Source organism: Cupriavidus sp. 05T41, from assembly GCF_056396525.1.
Genome location: NZ_JBFTLQ010000131.1, coordinates 1 through 14,603 on the forward strand (window position 1 = coordinate 1; position 14,603 = coordinate 14,603).

Below are 14,603 nucleotides of genomic sequence, written 5' to 3' on the forward strand. Positions count from 1 at the left end.
GGCCAGCGCCGCGCGCCGCAGCCGCAGGGCCAGCGTCCCGCGCAAGGCGGCGGCCGTCCGGCGCAAGCCGGCCAGGGCGCACCGCGCAACGGCCAGGCCAACGGCAACCGTGCCGCGGGCAATGGCGGCGGTAACGGCAATGGTGGCAATGGTGGCAATGGCGGTCGTAGCGGCGATGTCAACGGCAACGTCGCGCAGCCGCGCGGCGGCCAGGGCCGCCGTTCGTCGCCGCAAGCCGCCCTGCTGKGCGGCCAGCGCAAGACCGGCCGCTGATCCCCCGACCCCGACGGCGGCCACGCATCATGTCCAGCTCAGGCTTCGATCTTCCCGTGGCGGATGACGGCGGCGTTCCCTACGCCAGCCTGACGCCCGACCTGATGCTGGACGCCATGGAGGCCGCCGGCTTCATGCCGGATGGCCGCCTGCTGGCGCTCAACAGCTATGAGAACCGGGTCTGGCAGGTCGGCATCGAAGACAGCGCGCCGGTGGTGGCCAAGTTCTACCGGCCCGGCCGCTGGAGCGATGCCGCCATCCTGGAAGAACACGCCTTCGTGCAGCAACTGGCCGACGCCGAGATCCCGGCGGTGCCGGCCATCGTGCGCGACGGCAATACGCTGCTGGAACACGCGGGCTTCCGCTTCGCGGTGTTCGCGCGCTGCGGCGGGCGCGAGCCCGAGCTTGACCGCTCGGACACGCTGACCTGGCTCGGCCGCTTCATCGGCCGCATCCACGCCGTCGGCGCCACGCAGCCCTACAGCGCACGCCCGGCCATCGACCTGGACAGCTTCGGCGTGGCCCCGCGCGACTGGCTGCTGGCGCAGGACTGCATTCCGCACGACCTGCGCCCGGCGTGGGAGGCCGTGGCGGCGCTTGCCATCGACGGCGCGCGCCGCTGCTATGAGCGCGCCGGCGAGCTGCCGCTGCTGCGACTGCACGGCGACTGCCACCGCGGCAATGTGTTGTGGATAGAGGAATCGCAGGCCCGCGCGCAGCCACCCGGCCCGCACTTCGTCGACTTCGACGACAGCCGCATGGGCCCGGCGGTGCAGGACCTGTGGATGCTGCTCGAAGGCGACCGCGCTGCCATGCAAGGCCAGATGGCCGACATCCTGGCCGGCTACGAGGACTTCGCGGAGTTCCATCCGCGCCAGCTCTACCTGGTCGAAGCGCTGCGCACGCTGCGCCTGCTGCACTACAGCGCCTGGCTGGCCAGCCGCTGGCGCGACCCCGCCTTTCCCGCGGCATTCCCCTGGTTCGGCACCGCGCGTTACTGGCAGGACCGCATCCTCGAGCTGCGCGAGCAGGTCGCGCTGATGGACGAACCGCCGCTCTGGCCAGTCTAGGCGCGGCCGGAACCGGCGCGCCGTCTTCTGTCGCCGCTGCTTACTTCTTTTCCGGCGCCTTGACCAGTATCACCGGGCAAGGCGCGTGCGCCAGCACCCGTCCCGCCACCGAACCGATCACGGCATTGAAAAAGGCACCGCGTCCGTGCGTGCCCATGACGATGCCGCGCGCGTCCACGCTGGCGGCATAGGCGACGATGCGCTCCGGCGCAAAGCCATGCAGCGCATGGCATTCGAAGGCGACACCCGCCGCCGCGAGAATATCCGCCACGGGCTTGGTGGCCTTGCCGCTTTCTTCCTGGTGCCAGGCGTCGATGGTTTCCTTGTTGACGAAGGCGCGCACCTGTCCCGTTACCTCGGGGGTGACATGCACCACGTGCACGGTGAAACCGCTCTGCAGCAGGCGGCCTTCGGTAATGAAGCGTGCGGCTGCATCGGCATACGGCGAACCATCGGTGGCGAGCACGATATTGGTCATGGCGGCTATCTCCTGGTTGGGCAACGCTTGTCGCAGTCAGCATGGCGGCGCCGGTACCGGAGGCGATGCCGGGGCGGTCATTGCGGGAATGATGGCACCGATGGGAGAGGCCCGCCACGATCCAGGTCAAATTAAGCCGATTCCGATGCCCGTCGCCTTGCCCGCGGCGCATTTTTAGGCTTTCTTTGCGCCCGGCCCCGGATATCCATGCGCCCTTTTGACACTGCCGGTCCTACCCTGCAGGCAGGAAGACTCTGCCGGCCCCGCCGGCTTGCCGTCATGTCGATCTGGATCTATTACCGGCTKGCGATCGGCGCCGTGGCGATACTGGCGCTGATCCTGCTTTTTGCCGTCGAGTACGGGCTCGCGATCGCCATTGCCCAGCGCGAGGAGGGTTTCGCGCGCGCGCCGGACGAACAGGGACCTTAGTGCCTGCCGCGCCGGAGCGCGCGCCTGCCAGGGGCGCCGCGCGTTGGACAAGTCGCGCGCCGCGGTTCAGACTGCCGGTGCGCGCGGCGGCATGGCTGCCGCGCGCATCCGACAGCCAACAGACCAACAAGACCCATGAGACTGCGTTTCCGTACCCGCGCGCCTGGCCGCGCCGCCGCCCACCCTGATCGCCATGCTTCCCGCGGCGCCATCCGCGCMGCCTTCGGCGCCGTAGCCTGCGCCATGTCGCTGGCGGCCCCCGTCCAGGCCGCCACGCTCGACGCCGCGCAACTGGAGCAGCAAGCCGCCCAGGCCGCGCCGCGCAGCTACCGGGAATGGGTCGAACTGCTGGCCATGCCCAACGATGCCACCGTGCCGGCCGATATCCAGAAGAACGCGGACTGGCTGGTCAAGGCCTTCGCGCGGCGCGGCTTCCAGTCGCGCGAGCTGGCCAACGACGGCAAGCCGATGGTCTATGCCGAATATCCCGCGCCAGCCGGCGCCGGCCCGCGCAAGACCGTGCTGTTCTACATGCATTTCGACGGCYAGTCGGTAACGCCGTCGCAATGGGCGCAGCGCAGTCCGTGGGAGGCCACGCTCAAGGCGCGCAGCGCCGGCGGCAAGTGGGAGACGCTACCGATCGAGCAGCTGTACGCCGGCCACGCCKACCCGGAGTGGCGCGTGTTCGGGCGCTCGTCGTCCGACGACAAGGGCCCCATCGTCATGTTCCTCGCCGCCATGGATGCGCTCAAGGCGGCCGGCGTCGAGCCGGCGGTCAATATCAAGGTGATCCTCGATTCCGAGGAGGAAAAGGGCTCGCCCTCGCTGGGCAAGGTGATCGCCGAGAACCTTGCGCTGCTGCGCAACGACKGCATGGTGATCTTCGACGGCCCCATGCACCAGAGCAACCAGCCCACGCTGATCTTCGGCAACCGCKGTGTGCTGCTGGTGCAGCTCAAGGTGTTCGGCGCCAGCCAGGGCCTGCATAGCGGGCACTACGGCAACTACGCGGCCAATCCGGTGCAGCGCCTCGCCAGCCTGCTGGCGAGCATGAAGGACGACGAAGGCCGCGTGACCATTCCCGGCTACTACAAGCCGGTGAAGATCGACGAGCGCGCGCGCCGCATCATGGCCGCGGTGCCGGACGACGAAGCCGCGCTGCGCCGCCGCCTGGGCATCGCGCGCGCCGAGCGGGTCGGCGCCAACTACCAGGAAGCCATGCAGTACCCCACGCTGAACGTGCGCGGCATCGCCGGCGGCGACGTGGGCGACAAGGCGMGCACCATCATCCCCGAAGTKGCGCTGGCGGATATCKACATCCGCACGGTGCCCGAGACCAGCCCCGAATCGCTGTTCGCGCTGCTMAGGCAGCATGTGGAGAAGCAGGGCTACCATCTCGTCAAGGGCGAGCCCACCGATGAGGAGCGCGCGCGCTATCCCAAGCTCGCGGCGCTCACCGCCGGCGAAGTCTCGGCCTCCAGCTCGGCGGCGCGCACGGACCTCGGCGCCCCGGTGAGCCAGTGGCTGCTGCAGTCCATGCAGCAGTCCTGGGGCAAGGCGCCGGTGCAGATCCGCATGATGGGCGGCACCGTGCCCACGGGTGCCGCGGTACAGGCGCTGCAGTCGCCGTTCGTGATCGTGCCGCTGGTGAATGCCGACAACAACCAGCACAGCTATGACGAGAACATGCGGCTGGGCAACTACCGGGACGGCATCCGCACGGTGATGGGCATCCTGCAGACGCCGTTCCGGTAAAGCCGGAGACGGCGGCCGGAAATGGCGGCCGGAGACGGCGCGGGCAGACAACAGGGGAAAGACGAGATGACGAAAKACGAGAATGCGCTGCCGGGCTACGCGCAGACGCCGGCCTTCGAGGCAGGCCGCCAGGTACGGTCGGAGGTGATGGGCGCGCAGTACGTCGAGCGCGCTTTCGACGCCGCGCAGCAGCAAGGCGATACCGGCCTGCAGCAGCTGGTGACGGAATACGCCTGGGGCACGGTGTGGACGCGCGAGGGGCTGGACCGCAAGCAGCGCAGCCTGGCGACGGTGTCGATGCTGATCGCGCTCAATCGTCCGCACGAGCTGACGGGGCACCTGCGCGGCGCGCTCGCCAACGGCGTGACGGCCCGGGAGTTGCGCGAGCTGGTGGTGCACAGCTCGGTGTACTGCGGCTTCCCGGCGGCGCTCGATGCGGGCCGCAAGCTCGCGGAGGTGCTGGAGGCGGCAGGGGTCAAGGACTGAGCGGCCCGTGCCCGGCGGTGCTGCGGATCTGGCTCAGGTCTGCAGCACCTGCGCCGCGAAGCCGACGAGATAGCCGCTGCCGATGCAGGCGACGAGCCAGCCGGCGAGGATGAGGGCGCTTTCCTTGATGCTCATGATGCGTTCCGTGGTTCKGTTGCGGCGCGGCGCTGGCTGCGGCGCTCAGGCGGCGAAGCCGAACGGATACTCGTGGACCACGGTGCGGGCGCCGTCGCTGAACGCGTCGGCCTTGCGCGCGCCGTCGCCGTAGCTGTCAGCCGTGCGGTGTACGTAGCCGTAGTCGTCGCCGGCATGGAGGCTGCGCGCGTCGGCGGCAAAGGYGGAATTCAACGAGAGCAGGGCGGTGCCGGCGATGGCCGCGGCCAGCAGCAKGCGGGTGGTTGTGATTGTCATGATGGAGCTGCCTTTGTTGAAATTGTGCGAAGCAGTCGCGCTTCCATGTGACAAAGGATAGTTCCACCGGGTGCTCCTTAAGCGGCGCCTAATCGTATGCGATATTCAAATAATTTGAAGATTCATCCTGGGGTGCCGGCCGGCGCGGCGGCGCGCACCCCGGGCACCGGCTGGCGCGTGGCGAAATCCTGCGCCGCCGCGAGCAGCCAGCCGCGCAGGCGGGACATGGCATCGCTCATCGGCCGCGAGTCCGGCGCGATCAGGTAGTAGGCGCGCTGCGAGCGCATGGCCTGCGCCACCGGCATCACCAGCAAGCCCAGCGCCAGGTATTCCTCCACCAKGAAGCGCGGCACCAGGCCCACGCCCAGCCGGGCGCGCGCCGCGCTGATGACCATGCTGTGGTGATCGTAGCGCGTGCCGCGCATGGCATTGACCTCGCCCACGCCAGCCGCTTCCATCCAGTTCTGCCAGTCGAGCCGGCGCGTCGACAGGTGCAGCAGCGGCGCCTGCGCGATCCGCTCGGGCGTGACCGCTTCCGCGCCGCCGAAGAGCGCCGGATGGCACACGGGCACCGATTCCTCGTCGAACAGCAGGTCGGCGCGGCCGCCTGGATAGTTGGCCTGGCCGTAGTGGATGGAGGCGTCGTACGGCGTGCCGTCGAACAGGAACACATCGGTCTGCGCGCTCACATTGACCACGACCTGCGGATGCCGGGCGTAGAACGCAGGCAGGCGTGGGATCAGCCATTCGACCGCCAGCGTCGGCACGCAGGCCAGCTCCACGATGCCCCCCGCGCCTTCGTGCGMCATGATGTCCAGCGTATCGCGCTGCAGCCGCTGCAGGCTCTCGCGTACCTGCGCGCCGTACAGCGAGCCGGMCGGGGTCAGGCTCACGCGCTGGTTGGCGCGGTGGAACAGCGCTACTCCGAGCTGGCTCTCGAGCATGGCGATCTGGCGCGACACGGCGCTTTCGCTGAGGCAAAGCTCGGCGGCGGCGCGGCGCAGGTTCTGGTGGCGTGCCGCGGCTTCGAAGGCGCGCAGGCTGCTGAGACTGGGCAGGCGGGATGTGCTCATGGGGGCGGGCTGGAAGCGGCGAAGCTTGCCTCTTTGCCGGGCAATGCTGACCGCACTTGATGCATGAAAGGCATCATCCTATGCGTAAATCTCGCTTGATGGAAAGAAGTTGATGCTCAAAAATGCGCAGCTTCYGGGGCGCTGCCATCGGGCCTGCCGGATTCCCGCCCCGGGCGCGCAGGACAAACACAAGCAAAAAGACAAAGAGGAGACGGGCATGAAAGCACTGCTTCGCATCATCGGCCATTGCGGCATTTCCATTGGCCTGCTGGCGGCGGCCACCGCCAGCGCGGAAGACTTTCCCAACAAGCCGGTACGCATCATCGTGCCGTATCCGGCCGGCGGCACCACCGACATGGTGGCGCGCATGGTCGGCGACCAGCTCACCGCCATGTGGAAGCAGCMGGTGCTGGTGGACAACCGGCCCGGCGCCGGCGGCATCGTCGGCACCGGCGTCGCGGCCAAGTCGCCGGCCGATGGCTATACGCTGCTGATGGGCTCGGTGGGCGAGTTCGCCATCAATCCCACGCTCTACAAGAAGCTGCCCTACGATGCCGCCGGCGATTTCGCGCCGGTGACGCTGGTCGCCAAGGTGCCCAACGTGGTGGTGGTTTCGCCGGCCTTCGCCGAGCGCGCGCGCGTGCAGACACTGGCGGACTTCATTGCCTATCTCAAGGCCAACCCCGGCAAGGTCAACATGGCCTCGGCCGGCAACGGCACCTCGACCCACCTGGCCGGCGAACTGTTCCAGCGCATGACCGGCACGCAGATGAGCCACGTCGCCTACAAGGGCAGCAGCCCGGCGCTGGCAGACCTGATGGGCGGCAGCGTGGATGTGATGTTCGACAACCTGCCGGCGTCGCTGCAGTTCGTGCGCTCGGGCAAGCTCAAGGCGCTGGCCGTGACCTCGGCGGCGCGTTCGCCGGCACTGCCCGGCGTGCCCACGGTGGCCGCGGCCGGCCCGGTCGACGGCTTCGACGCCAGCCCATGGTTCGGKCTGTTCGCGCCCAAGGGCCTGCCCGCCGCGGTGGCGCAGAAGATCAGCCGCGACCTGGCGCGCGCCGCCAGCGACCCCGCCATCCAGGCCAGGCTGCGCGAGGCCGGCGCCGAACTGGCGCCGAACTCGCCCGAAGTGTTCGCCGAGCTGGTCCGCGTCGACCGTCGCAAGTGGGGCGAGATCGTCAAGCTGTCCGGCGCCACCGTCGACTGACCATCCATTGCCAATCGCCATGAGCACGCCAGCCAATCCATACGCCTTCGCGCCGGCCATGCGCGAGCCGCAAGGCTCGCCCATCCGTGAACTGTTTCCCTATATGAGCCTGCCGGGGATGATCTCGTTCGCGGGCGGCTACCCGGCGCCGGCCAGCTTCGATGCCGCTGCGCTGCAGGCCGCCGCCGCGGCCCGCATGAGCGCCGACCCGGCCCTGTGCCTGCAATACGGGCCGACCGAAGGCATGGCGGAGCTGCGCAGCGCGCTTGCCGCGCTGATGGCCGCGCACGGCGCGCCGTTGCCGGCCGCGCAGATCGTGGTGACATCGGGTTCGCAGCAGGGTTTCGGCMTGCTGGTGCAGGCCTTCGTCGCGCCGGGCACGCCGGTGTGGGTGGAGACGCCGACCTATCCCGCCGCGGTGCAGGCACTGCGCCTCGCGGGCGCGGCGGTACGCGGCGTGCCCTCCGACGCGCAAGGGTTGTGCGTGCAGACGCTCGCMACGATGCTGGCGGACTGCCCTGCGCACGAGCGGCCGCGCCTGTTGTATCTGGTGCCGACCTTCGCCAACCCGAGCGGGCGCACGCTATCGCTGGCGCGCCGCCGCGCCGTGCTCGCGCTGGCCGCGCAGCACCGCATCGTGGTGGTGGAGGACGATCCCTACGGCAGCCTGCGCTTCGACGGCGAGCCGCTGCCCTCGCTGCTGTCGCTGGCCGCGCAGGATCCGCTGCTGGCGCCGTGGGTGGTCTATCTCGGCAGTTTCTCCAAGACCATGGCGCCGGGCTTGCGCCTGGGCTGGATGGCCGGACCCGCGCAGATCGTGCGGCGCGCCGTGATCGCCAAGCAGGTGTCGGACCYGTGCACTTCGCCGTGGCTRCAGCTGGCCATGGCGGATTGCCTGGCCGACGGGCTGCTAGGGCGGCAGACCGCGCGCATCATCGATCTCTATCGACGCAAGCGCGACCTGATGTCCGGCGCGCTGGCCGATGCCTTCGGCACCGCGCTGCGCGGCGAGACGCCGCAAGGGGGCATGTTCCTGTGGTGTGAAATCGATGGCGTGCCGGACTCGGCGAGCCTGCTGCCCCGCGCCATCGAGGCGGGCGTGATGTATGTGCCGGGCGCCAGCTTCGGCGTGGACGGGCAGCGCAGCGGTGCGCTGCGGCTGTCGTTCGCCACGGCTTCCGACGCGCAGATCGTGGAAGGCGTGGCGCGCCTGCGCCGGGCCGTGCTGGCCAGCCAGGCGTCAGCCGGCGTAGCCGGCTGAGCCGGCTACGCCGGGCGTAAGCTCAGCGCGCGTTCAGCGGCGCCATTCGCGCTCGCGGTCATGTTCATGCTCATGCTCGCGCCACTCGTGCTCGCGGTGATCGCGCCAGCGCTGTTCGCGCCATTCGCGTTCGCGCCAGGCCCGCTCGCGCCAGCCGGGACCGTAGTAGCCCGGGCMCACCACCACCGGCTGCGGCGCGACATAGACAGGCGCGGGTGCGTATACCGGCGCCGCCTGGTAGACGGGTGCSGGCTGGTAGACCGGTGCGGGTGCCATATACACCGGCGCGGGCAGGCCGATGCCGATATCCACGTCCACGCGTGCGAAGGCCGCGCTGGAAGCCAGTGCGGCGGACACCGCGACAGTGGCAAGGGTGCATAGGGTGGCGATTTTCCGCACGGGGGGCTCCGGTTAGTAGATGGCCGCACTTTAACCGCCCGCGGCCTCGCCAGGTATTAGCGGCTCAATACATGTGTGTCCGGGTGTAACGTCCGCGCCCGCCGTTCTTGACAGGCCGCGGCCGGATCCGGTGATCATCCGGCGCACTAGGCATTGATCCACCGCATGCGCCGCCCCAGCCATGGCGCCAGCGCGGAGGTGGCCACGCCCAGCGCGATCAGCGCCAGCCCGGCCGACAGGTCCGCGGAGATGCGTTCGTGGAAGGCCGCGGCGGAAACGATCAGGCCGATCACCGGCACGCACAGCATGGCGATCGAGGTGGCCGCGGGCGGCAAGGCCTGCGTCATGTTCAGCACCACGATAAAGGTCAGCGCCGTGGCCAGCGGGCCGGTGTAGAACAGCAGCGGCCAGATCTCCGGCATGGACAGGAAGTGCGGCGCGCCGTCGCGCAGCAGCGCCAGCACCAGCAGCGGCACCGAGGCCACGGCGGTCTCCCAGGGGATCATGTCCGCGCCCAGGCGCACCGCGCGGTTGGCGCGCAGCTGGATGATGCTGAGCGACCATGCCAGCGAGGCGCCGAGCAGCATCACCAGTCCAACGACGGTATGCAACTGCCAGCCGCCCAGCGCCGGCGCCACCATCAGCGCGATGCCGGCATAGCTCAGCCCGGTGGCGATCCATTGCGGGCGCGACAGGCGCTCCTTGAGCACCAGCGACGACAGCGGGATCACCCACACCGAGGTGGCATAGGCGATCACCGAGGCGCGCCCCGGCGGCACGTACTGCAGCGCCCACAGCGCCAGCGCGGTGAAGGCCGCCATCTGCAGCAGGCCCACGCCGATCACCAGCGGCCATTCCTGGCGGCTGGGCAGCCGCAGCCGGCGCAGCGCGCCGAGCACCAGGAAGCTGATCGCGGCGGCGCAGACGAAGCGCGCCGTGGCGAACCACAGCGGGCTGACATGGGCCAGCCCCAGCTTCATCACCGGCCAGTTGCCGCCCCAGATCACCACGGCGCAGGCCAGGGGAACGAAGCGGCGCCATCCTTGTTGTACTTGCATGTTTCGATTCGAGTTGCGGTGCTGCCAGACCAGTAGAAGGTCCCGTCGCGCGCCACGCGCGCGCAGTGCCGCGAAATGCCGCGGGGCGGGCTGGAGAGTCTACGGTCTTGTGCGGCGCAGCAAAAACCGAACTACACGGCCCATCCGGGCTGTGGCGGCATAGAATGCTGTGATTCGGAAAATCGGGAGCGCAACGTGCTGGAAGACCTCAACCTGGATGCCATCGACATCCGCATCCTCAACGAGCTGCAACGTGACGCCAGCCTGACCAATGTGGAGCTGGCCAGCCGCGTCAGCCTGTCGCCCTCGCCATGCCTGKCGCGCGTCAAGCAGCTGGAAAAGCGCGGCGTGATCTCGCGTCGGGTGACCCTGCTCGATGCGCGCCGGCTCGGGCTGAAGGTGGTGGTGTTCATCCAGATCTCGCTGGACAAGCAGCGCCGCGAGAGCCTGGACGTGTTCGAGCGGCGCATCGCCGCGCTGCCGCAAGTGATGGAGTGCTACCTGATGTCGGGCGATGCCGATTACCTGCTGCGCGTGATCGTGCCCGACGTGGAGGCGCTGGAGCGCCTGATCATCGACCACATCACGCGTATTCCMGGCGTGTCGAACATCCGCTCGAGCTTTGCGCTCAAGCAGGTGCTGTACAGCACGGCGCTGCCGCTGGGCTGAGGTGCCGGGCCGGCGTGCTCAGGCGCCGGACTGCCGCAGCGCTTCCCTGCCGCTGAGCGCCACCACGCTGTCGATGCGCGTGTCGGCGCACGCCACGGCGATGCCGTCGGGCAGCAGCGGCGCGGCCAGCCGCGTCAGCACGTTGCCGGGCGGCATTTCCACCGCCAGCCGCACGCCGCATTCGCGCGCCAGCAGCATGGTCTCGTGCCAGCGCACCGGCACCGCGAGATTGCGTGCCAGGTCGGTGGCGATGCGCGCGGGATCGCGCAGCTCGCGTGCCGCGCTGGCGCTGAAGTAGCGCAGGCGCGGCCGGGTCGCGCGCACGCCGGCAAAGGCGCGCACGAGTTCAGTGGCCTGCCCGTCGAGCAGCGTGCAATGCGAAGGCACGCTGATGGCCACGGGTTTGGCCGCTTGCGCGCCGGCGGCCAGCGCCAGTTCCGCCACGCGCGCCATGGCGGGCACGGCACCGGCGATCACGATCTGCGCCGGGGCGTTGAAGTTCGCCAGGTAGACCGGCGACGCCGGCGCGCACACCTGCCCCACGATGTGCTCCAGTGGCTCGCGCTCGAGCCCGAGGATGGCCGTCATGCCATAGCCGCGCGGATAGGCCCGCTCCATCAGGCGCGCGCGCAGCGCCACCAGCCTGACGGCATCGGCATGCTCCAGCACGTCCGCGCAGACCGCCGCCGCATATGCGCCGATGGACAGGCCCGCCACCGCATCCGGCCGCGCGCCCTCGGCCAGCAGGCAGCGCGCCATCGCCACGCCGGCGGTCAGCAGGCACAGCTGCACGGCCACGGTGGAGGCCAGCGCCGCCGMGCTGTCCAGGGCCAGCACATCCTCGCCCAGCGCCGCGCTGGTCTCGGCCACGGTGGCGTGCACGGCGGGGTGGTCCGGCAGCGCATGCAGCATGCCGGCACGCTGCGCGCCCTGGCCGGGAAAGGTGAGCAGCGTGCTCATCGCGCGTGCGCCGGCGCCAGCCAGGGGTCCGCGCTCATGACCGGGCCGCCAGCCGTCTTGAGCAAGACGCGGCCACCGGTGCGCGCGCGCTCGCGCAACGCGAATGCGCCATGCGGAGTGCTGACCTGGATGTCGAGGCGGGTGTCGTCGAGCAAGGCGATCAATGCGCGTTCGGTGCGCGGCGCGAGCGGCGCCGCGGCGCCGACGAGCAGGTCGAGATCGCTGCCCTCGTGCAGCACGTCGATGCCCGACGCCAGGCTKAAGCCGACGCCGCCAGTCACGCCCCAGTCCACCTGCGCCTCGTCCAGCAGCGGCGCGGCCAGCGCGAGCGCCGCCAGCGCGGGCACGGCCGCACGCCGGGGATGRGTTTTCCAGCGTCCCTGCTGCGCGATCATGCGCGGCGTCACGGTGCGCGCCACCTGCGCCGCGGGCAGCCATGCCGCGTGGCGCTGCGCGCGCGTGACGCCGCGCAGGCCCACCGGGATGCGGGCCTGCGCATCGGCGCAGGCCCGCCGCACCACCAGCGGCGCCCGCGCCAGCCAAGCGGTGCCGGCCCAGGGCGGCAGCGCATTGGCCGCGGCGAAGGCCGCCGGGTCGGCAAGCCAGACCAGGTCGTGCGGCAGCGGGTCGGGCCGGTTCATGGCTGGCACCTGTGCGGCGCACCGGTCCGGCACGTCAGTCCCCCCACTGCTGCGCGAGCAATTCGCGCACGCGGCTGGAGGCCTGGCGGTTGGCACCGCCGAGGCGGCTGCGCAGGTCGCGCTGCGGGTCGGCCAGGATATCGGCGAGCGCAGCCTGCAGCGCGCCATGCGTGGTGTCGAGGTCGGCCGCGTCGGGCTGCGCCGMGTGGTTCACGCGGATGCGCCGCCACAGCAGGCCCAGCGTGGCGTAGCTGGCGATGTCGTAGGCCATTGGCGGCACGCTGGCGGCGAATGTCTCCAGGTCCTCCACGCTGCGCATGGTGATACGGGCGGCAGCCTGCTTGCCCATGGCATGGACTTCCACGCCGGCATCGTCCAGCGCGATCAGGCGGTTGGCCTGGTAGCCGTGCGCGAGGAAGGCGCCCGACATGGCGCGCCCGACCAGCAGCGCGATCACCGGATGTCCTTGCAGCCTGGCGCTGGCATAGGCATCGGCGGCCCCGGCCAGCGACTGGTGGATGCCGAAGGCTTCCTCGCGCCGGCCATAGGCCTGGCTGGGCGTATCGACGATGGCAATGATGGGCCGCTTGACGGTGGCGTCGCGGTCGGCCTGCAGCACTTCGTCCACGGCGCGCGCCAGCGACCAGCCTTCGATCAGGCCCACCTCGCCGTCGCGCGCACGCGGGTAGGCACTGCCGGCATCGGGCACCACGGCGATGAAGCGCGCCGCCTGGCCGGCCAGTCCGGCGTCGGCCACCTGCACGCTGGCGGGATAGCCGGGCGCGCGCGCGGCGTTGCCGGTGAGCGCGGCCAGCCAGGTCTCGCCGCGGCTCGTGGCTGGTGCTGCGTTCTTGTCGGTGTTCATGCGCGGTCTCCCTCGGCATAGATGGCGCGCACGGTGCCCGGCTCCGGCTGGCGCGAAGGATCGTAGTCGCGCAGCCGTTGCAGGTAGTGCGCGTAGCGTTCGCTGCGGTGCGTGGCGGGCGGGCCCGCGGCCAGCAATTCGCGCAGGGCGGCGCGGATGGCATCGCTGTCGTCGTCCACGTAGCGGTCCGCCAGGCCGGTGGCGATGCGCTGCTCGCCGCCKGTGAAGCTCCAGATAAAGGGCCGGTCGCGCGAATCGTATTCGGCCACGCCGGCTTCCTGCTCGATCACCGCGGGGCCGTTGAGGCCGAGGCGGGCCTCGCGCGTGACCACCAGGTAGCTGCACAGCCCGGCCGCGATCGACATGCCGCCGAAGCAGCCCACCTGCCCGGCGATCACGCCGACCACCGCCTGGTAGCGGCGCAGGTCGACGATGGCCGCGTGGATCTCGGCGATGGCCGCGAGGCCGAGGTTGGCTTCCTGMAGCCGCACGCCGCCGGTCTCGAACAGGATCACCGCGCGCGTGGGGATGCCGCGGCGGTTGTCMTGCGCGGCCAGTTCCAGCGCGCCGGCGATCTTGGCCCCGCCGACCTCGCCCAGGCTGCCGCCCTGGAACGCGCCTTCGATGGCGAGCACCACGGCGGGCTGGCCGTCGATGCGGCCCTTGGCCACCACCACGCCGTCATCGGCCTGCGGCACCACGCCCTGGCGTTCTAGCCATGGCGACACCAGCTTGTCGAAGGGGCCGGCCAGTTCGCGCACGGTGCCGGCATCGAGCAGCGCGTGCACGCGTGCCCGTGCGCCCAGTTCGACAAAGCTCTCGCGTGTGAGCAGCGATGCGTGATTCATGGCTGCTCCTTGCCGCCGGCGCCGGCGGATGTGTCGAGCGCTTCGAACGCTTCGGCCAGGCGCATGCCCACCACGCCAGGCGTGGCGCCGAAGTCGTGGATGCGCACACGCATGGCCGCGCGCGGCTCGGCGCTGAACACGCGCGCGAGCTGTGCGCCCCACACCTTGCCATAGCCGTCCACCGAGGTGGTKACGTCGATCACGGTGGTGCCCGTGGTGCCGGGCTCGACCATGACCTCGAGGTCGCCGGAGCCGACTACCCCGACCAGCACGTTCCGGCTGGCCGGTGCGCCGGCGGKATATTCGAACTTGAGCTGTTCCATTACTTGTCTCCTTGCGCGGGGCAAGCGGGTGTGAATCCAAGCGGTGCCGCAGCCAGCGGCAGCCGGTCCAGGAAGAAGGTGGCGGCGAGCAGGTCCGCCGCGCCGCCGGGCGAGGCGTTGCAGGCCAGCATGCCGGCCTCGAGCCCGCGCAGCAGGCGGCGTCCGGCCAGCGTGGCGATGCCGCCCGCGCGCAGTACCTGCGCCGCGCCGGCCTGCATCAGCGCGAGGCCTTCGCGCCCGGCGCGGGCCAGCACGCAGGTGTCGTCGAGCCGGCTCATGATCGCCAGCAGCGCATTGACKCGCGCGCTCGGCTCCGCGTCGCCGCGCGCGCGGCTGCGGCGCAGCTCGGGCAGGCCGGCGCGCAGCACATGCGGAAAGCCCGCCTGCGCCTGGC

At 70.6% G+C, this 14,603-nt stretch carries 19 protein-coding genes; 8 read left to right on the forward strand and 11 right to left on the reverse strand.

Annotated elements, in window-relative coordinates:
- Together AC1DKV_RS38105 and AC1DKV_RS38110 are read left to right on the forward strand one after the other, a co-directional pair.
- On the forward strand, nucleotides 1-273 hold a 273-nt coding region (locus tag AC1DKV_RS38105; protein ID WP_477139490.1), incomplete at its 5' end, for a hypothetical protein.
- Between the two features lie 29 nt (nucleotides 274-302).
- The gene (locus tag AC1DKV_RS38110) at nucleotides 303-1,343 is read left to right on the forward strand and encodes a serine/threonine protein kinase (RefSeq protein WP_441622898.1); all 1,041 of its coding nucleotides are present in this window, start codon (nucleotides 303-305) and stop codon (nucleotides 1,341-1,343) included.
- A 40-nt stretch (nucleotides 1,344-1,383) separates the two neighbouring features.
- Here the strand turns inward: AC1DKV_RS38110 and AC1DKV_RS38115 are convergent, their stop codons facing one another.
- Nucleotides 1,384-1,821 carry a universal stress protein gene (locus tag AC1DKV_RS38115; RefSeq protein ID WP_441622896.1) on the reverse strand — a complete coding sequence of 146 codons (438 nt, stop codon included), beginning with the start codon at nucleotides 1,819-1,821 and terminating at the stop codon, nucleotides 1,384-1,386.
- A gap of 279 nt (nucleotides 1,822-2,100) precedes the next feature.
- Here AC1DKV_RS38115 and AC1DKV_RS38120 point away from each other — a divergent pair, with 279 nt between their 5' ends.
- From AC1DKV_RS38120 to AC1DKV_RS38130, 3 genes are all read left to right on the forward strand, one after another.
- Nucleotides 2,101-2,250: a hypothetical protein gene (locus tag AC1DKV_RS38120; RefSeq protein ID WP_441622894.1), complete on the forward strand. Its 150-nt coding sequence runs from the start codon at nucleotides 2,101-2,103 to the stop codon at nucleotides 2,248-2,250.
- Between the two features lie 243 nt (nucleotides 2,251-2,493).
- Nucleotides 2,494-4,005, forward strand: coding sequence for a M20/M25/M40 family metallo-hydrolase (locus AC1DKV_RS38125; RefSeq protein ID WP_477139502.1), 1,512 nt, complete (start codon nucleotides 2,494-2,496; stop codon nucleotides 4,003-4,005).
- A gap of 66 nt (nucleotides 4,006-4,071) precedes the next feature.
- Nucleotides 4,072-4,491 carry a carboxymuconolactone decarboxylase family protein gene (locus tag AC1DKV_RS38130; protein WP_477139491.1) on the forward strand — a complete coding sequence of 140 codons (420 nt, stop codon included), beginning with the start codon at nucleotides 4,072-4,074 and terminating at the stop codon, nucleotides 4,489-4,491.
- Nucleotides 4,492-4,671: 180 nt separating this feature from the next.
- On the opposite strand, the gene AC1DKV_RS38135 is transcribed toward AC1DKV_RS38130, so the two are convergent.
- Both AC1DKV_RS38135 and AC1DKV_RS38140 read right to left on the reverse strand, forming a co-directional pair.
- Nucleotides 4,672-4,902, reverse strand: coding sequence for a hypothetical protein (locus AC1DKV_RS38135; RefSeq protein WP_477139492.1), 231 nt, complete (start codon nucleotides 4,900-4,902; stop codon nucleotides 4,672-4,674).
- A gap of 122 nt (nucleotides 4,903-5,024) precedes the next feature.
- On the reverse strand, nucleotides 5,025-5,975 hold the full coding sequence (locus AC1DKV_RS38140; protein WP_477139493.1) for a LysR substrate-binding domain-containing protein: 951 nt from the start codon (nucleotides 5,973-5,975) through the stop codon (nucleotides 5,025-5,027).
- A 217-nt stretch (nucleotides 5,976-6,192) separates the two neighbouring features.
- Here AC1DKV_RS38140 and AC1DKV_RS38145 point away from each other — a divergent pair, with 217 nt between their 5' ends.
- Nucleotides 6,193-7,185 carry a Bug family tripartite tricarboxylate transporter substrate binding protein gene (locus AC1DKV_RS38145; protein WP_477139494.1) on the forward strand — a complete coding sequence of 331 codons (993 nt, stop codon included), beginning with the start codon at nucleotides 6,193-6,195 and terminating at the stop codon, nucleotides 7,183-7,185.
- A gap of 19 nt (nucleotides 7,186-7,204) precedes the next feature.
- Nucleotides 7,205-8,446 carry an aminotransferase-like domain-containing protein gene (locus AC1DKV_RS38150; RefSeq protein WP_477139495.1) on the forward strand — a complete coding sequence of 414 codons (1,242 nt, stop codon included), beginning with the start codon at nucleotides 7,205-7,207 and terminating at the stop codon, nucleotides 8,444-8,446.
- A 33-nt stretch (nucleotides 8,447-8,479) separates the two neighbouring features.
- Here the strand turns inward: AC1DKV_RS38150 and AC1DKV_RS38155 are convergent, their stop codons facing one another.
- Together AC1DKV_RS38155 and AC1DKV_RS38160 are read right to left on the reverse strand one after the other, a co-directional pair.
- The gene (locus tag AC1DKV_RS38155) at nucleotides 8,480-8,845 is read right to left on the reverse strand and encodes a hypothetical protein (protein WP_477139496.1); all 366 of its coding nucleotides are present in this window, start codon (nucleotides 8,843-8,845) and stop codon (nucleotides 8,480-8,482) included.
- A 146-nt stretch (nucleotides 8,846-8,991) separates the two neighbouring features.
- A complete protein-coding gene (locus tag AC1DKV_RS38160; protein WP_441622880.1) occupies nucleotides 8,992-9,903 on the reverse strand; it encodes a DMT family transporter in 912 nt (303 codons plus the stop codon).
- A 198-nt stretch (nucleotides 9,904-10,101) separates the two neighbouring features.
- On the opposite strand from AC1DKV_RS38160, the gene AC1DKV_RS38165 reads away from it, so the two are divergent.
- Nucleotides 10,102-10,572 (forward strand): Lrp/AsnC family transcriptional regulator, encoded by a 471-nt coding sequence (locus AC1DKV_RS38165; protein WP_477139503.1) that lies wholly within the window; start codon nucleotides 10,102-10,104, stop codon nucleotides 10,570-10,572.
- 18 nt (nucleotides 10,573-10,590) lie between these two features.
- Here AC1DKV_RS38165 and mdcH read toward each other — a convergent pair whose 3' ends face one another.
- The 6 genes from mdcH to AC1DKV_RS38195 all read right to left on the reverse strand — a co-directional run.
- Nucleotides 10,591-11,532, reverse strand: coding sequence for a malonate decarboxylase subunit epsilon (gene mdcH / locus AC1DKV_RS38170; protein ID WP_477139497.1), 942 nt, complete (start codon nucleotides 11,530-11,532; stop codon nucleotides 10,591-10,593).
- Nucleotides 11,529-12,173 carry a malonate decarboxylase holo-ACP synthase gene (locus AC1DKV_RS38175; RefSeq protein ID WP_477139498.1) on the reverse strand — a complete coding sequence of 215 codons (645 nt, stop codon included), beginning with the start codon at nucleotides 12,171-12,173 and terminating at the stop codon, nucleotides 11,529-11,531. Before AC1DKV_RS38175 ends, mdcH begins: the two co-directional genes overlap by 4 nt.
- Nucleotides 12,174-12,207: 34 nt before the next feature.
- Nucleotides 12,208-13,038 carry a biotin-independent malonate decarboxylase subunit gamma gene (gene mdcE / locus AC1DKV_RS38180; protein WP_477139499.1) on the reverse strand — a complete coding sequence of 277 codons (831 nt, stop codon included), beginning with the start codon at nucleotides 13,036-13,038 and terminating at the stop codon, nucleotides 12,208-12,210.
- The gene (locus tag AC1DKV_RS38185; protein WP_477139500.1) at nucleotides 13,035-13,886 is read right to left on the reverse strand and encodes a biotin-independent malonate decarboxylase subunit beta; all 852 of its coding nucleotides are present in this window, start codon (nucleotides 13,884-13,886) and stop codon (nucleotides 13,035-13,037) included. Before AC1DKV_RS38185 ends, mdcE begins: the two co-directional genes overlap by 4 nt.
- A complete protein-coding gene (locus tag AC1DKV_RS38190) occupies nucleotides 13,883-14,209 on the reverse strand; it encodes a malonate decarboxylase subunit delta (protein ID WP_477139501.1) in 327 nt (108 codons plus the stop codon). Before AC1DKV_RS38190 ends, AC1DKV_RS38185 begins: the two co-directional genes overlap by 4 nt.
- Nucleotides 14,209-14,603, reverse strand: a 395-nt coding sequence (locus tag AC1DKV_RS38195; RefSeq protein WP_441650407.1) for a triphosphoribosyl-dephospho-CoA synthase, incomplete at its 5' end; no start/stop codon positions are given. The genes AC1DKV_RS38195 and AC1DKV_RS38190, both read right to left, overlap by 1 nt.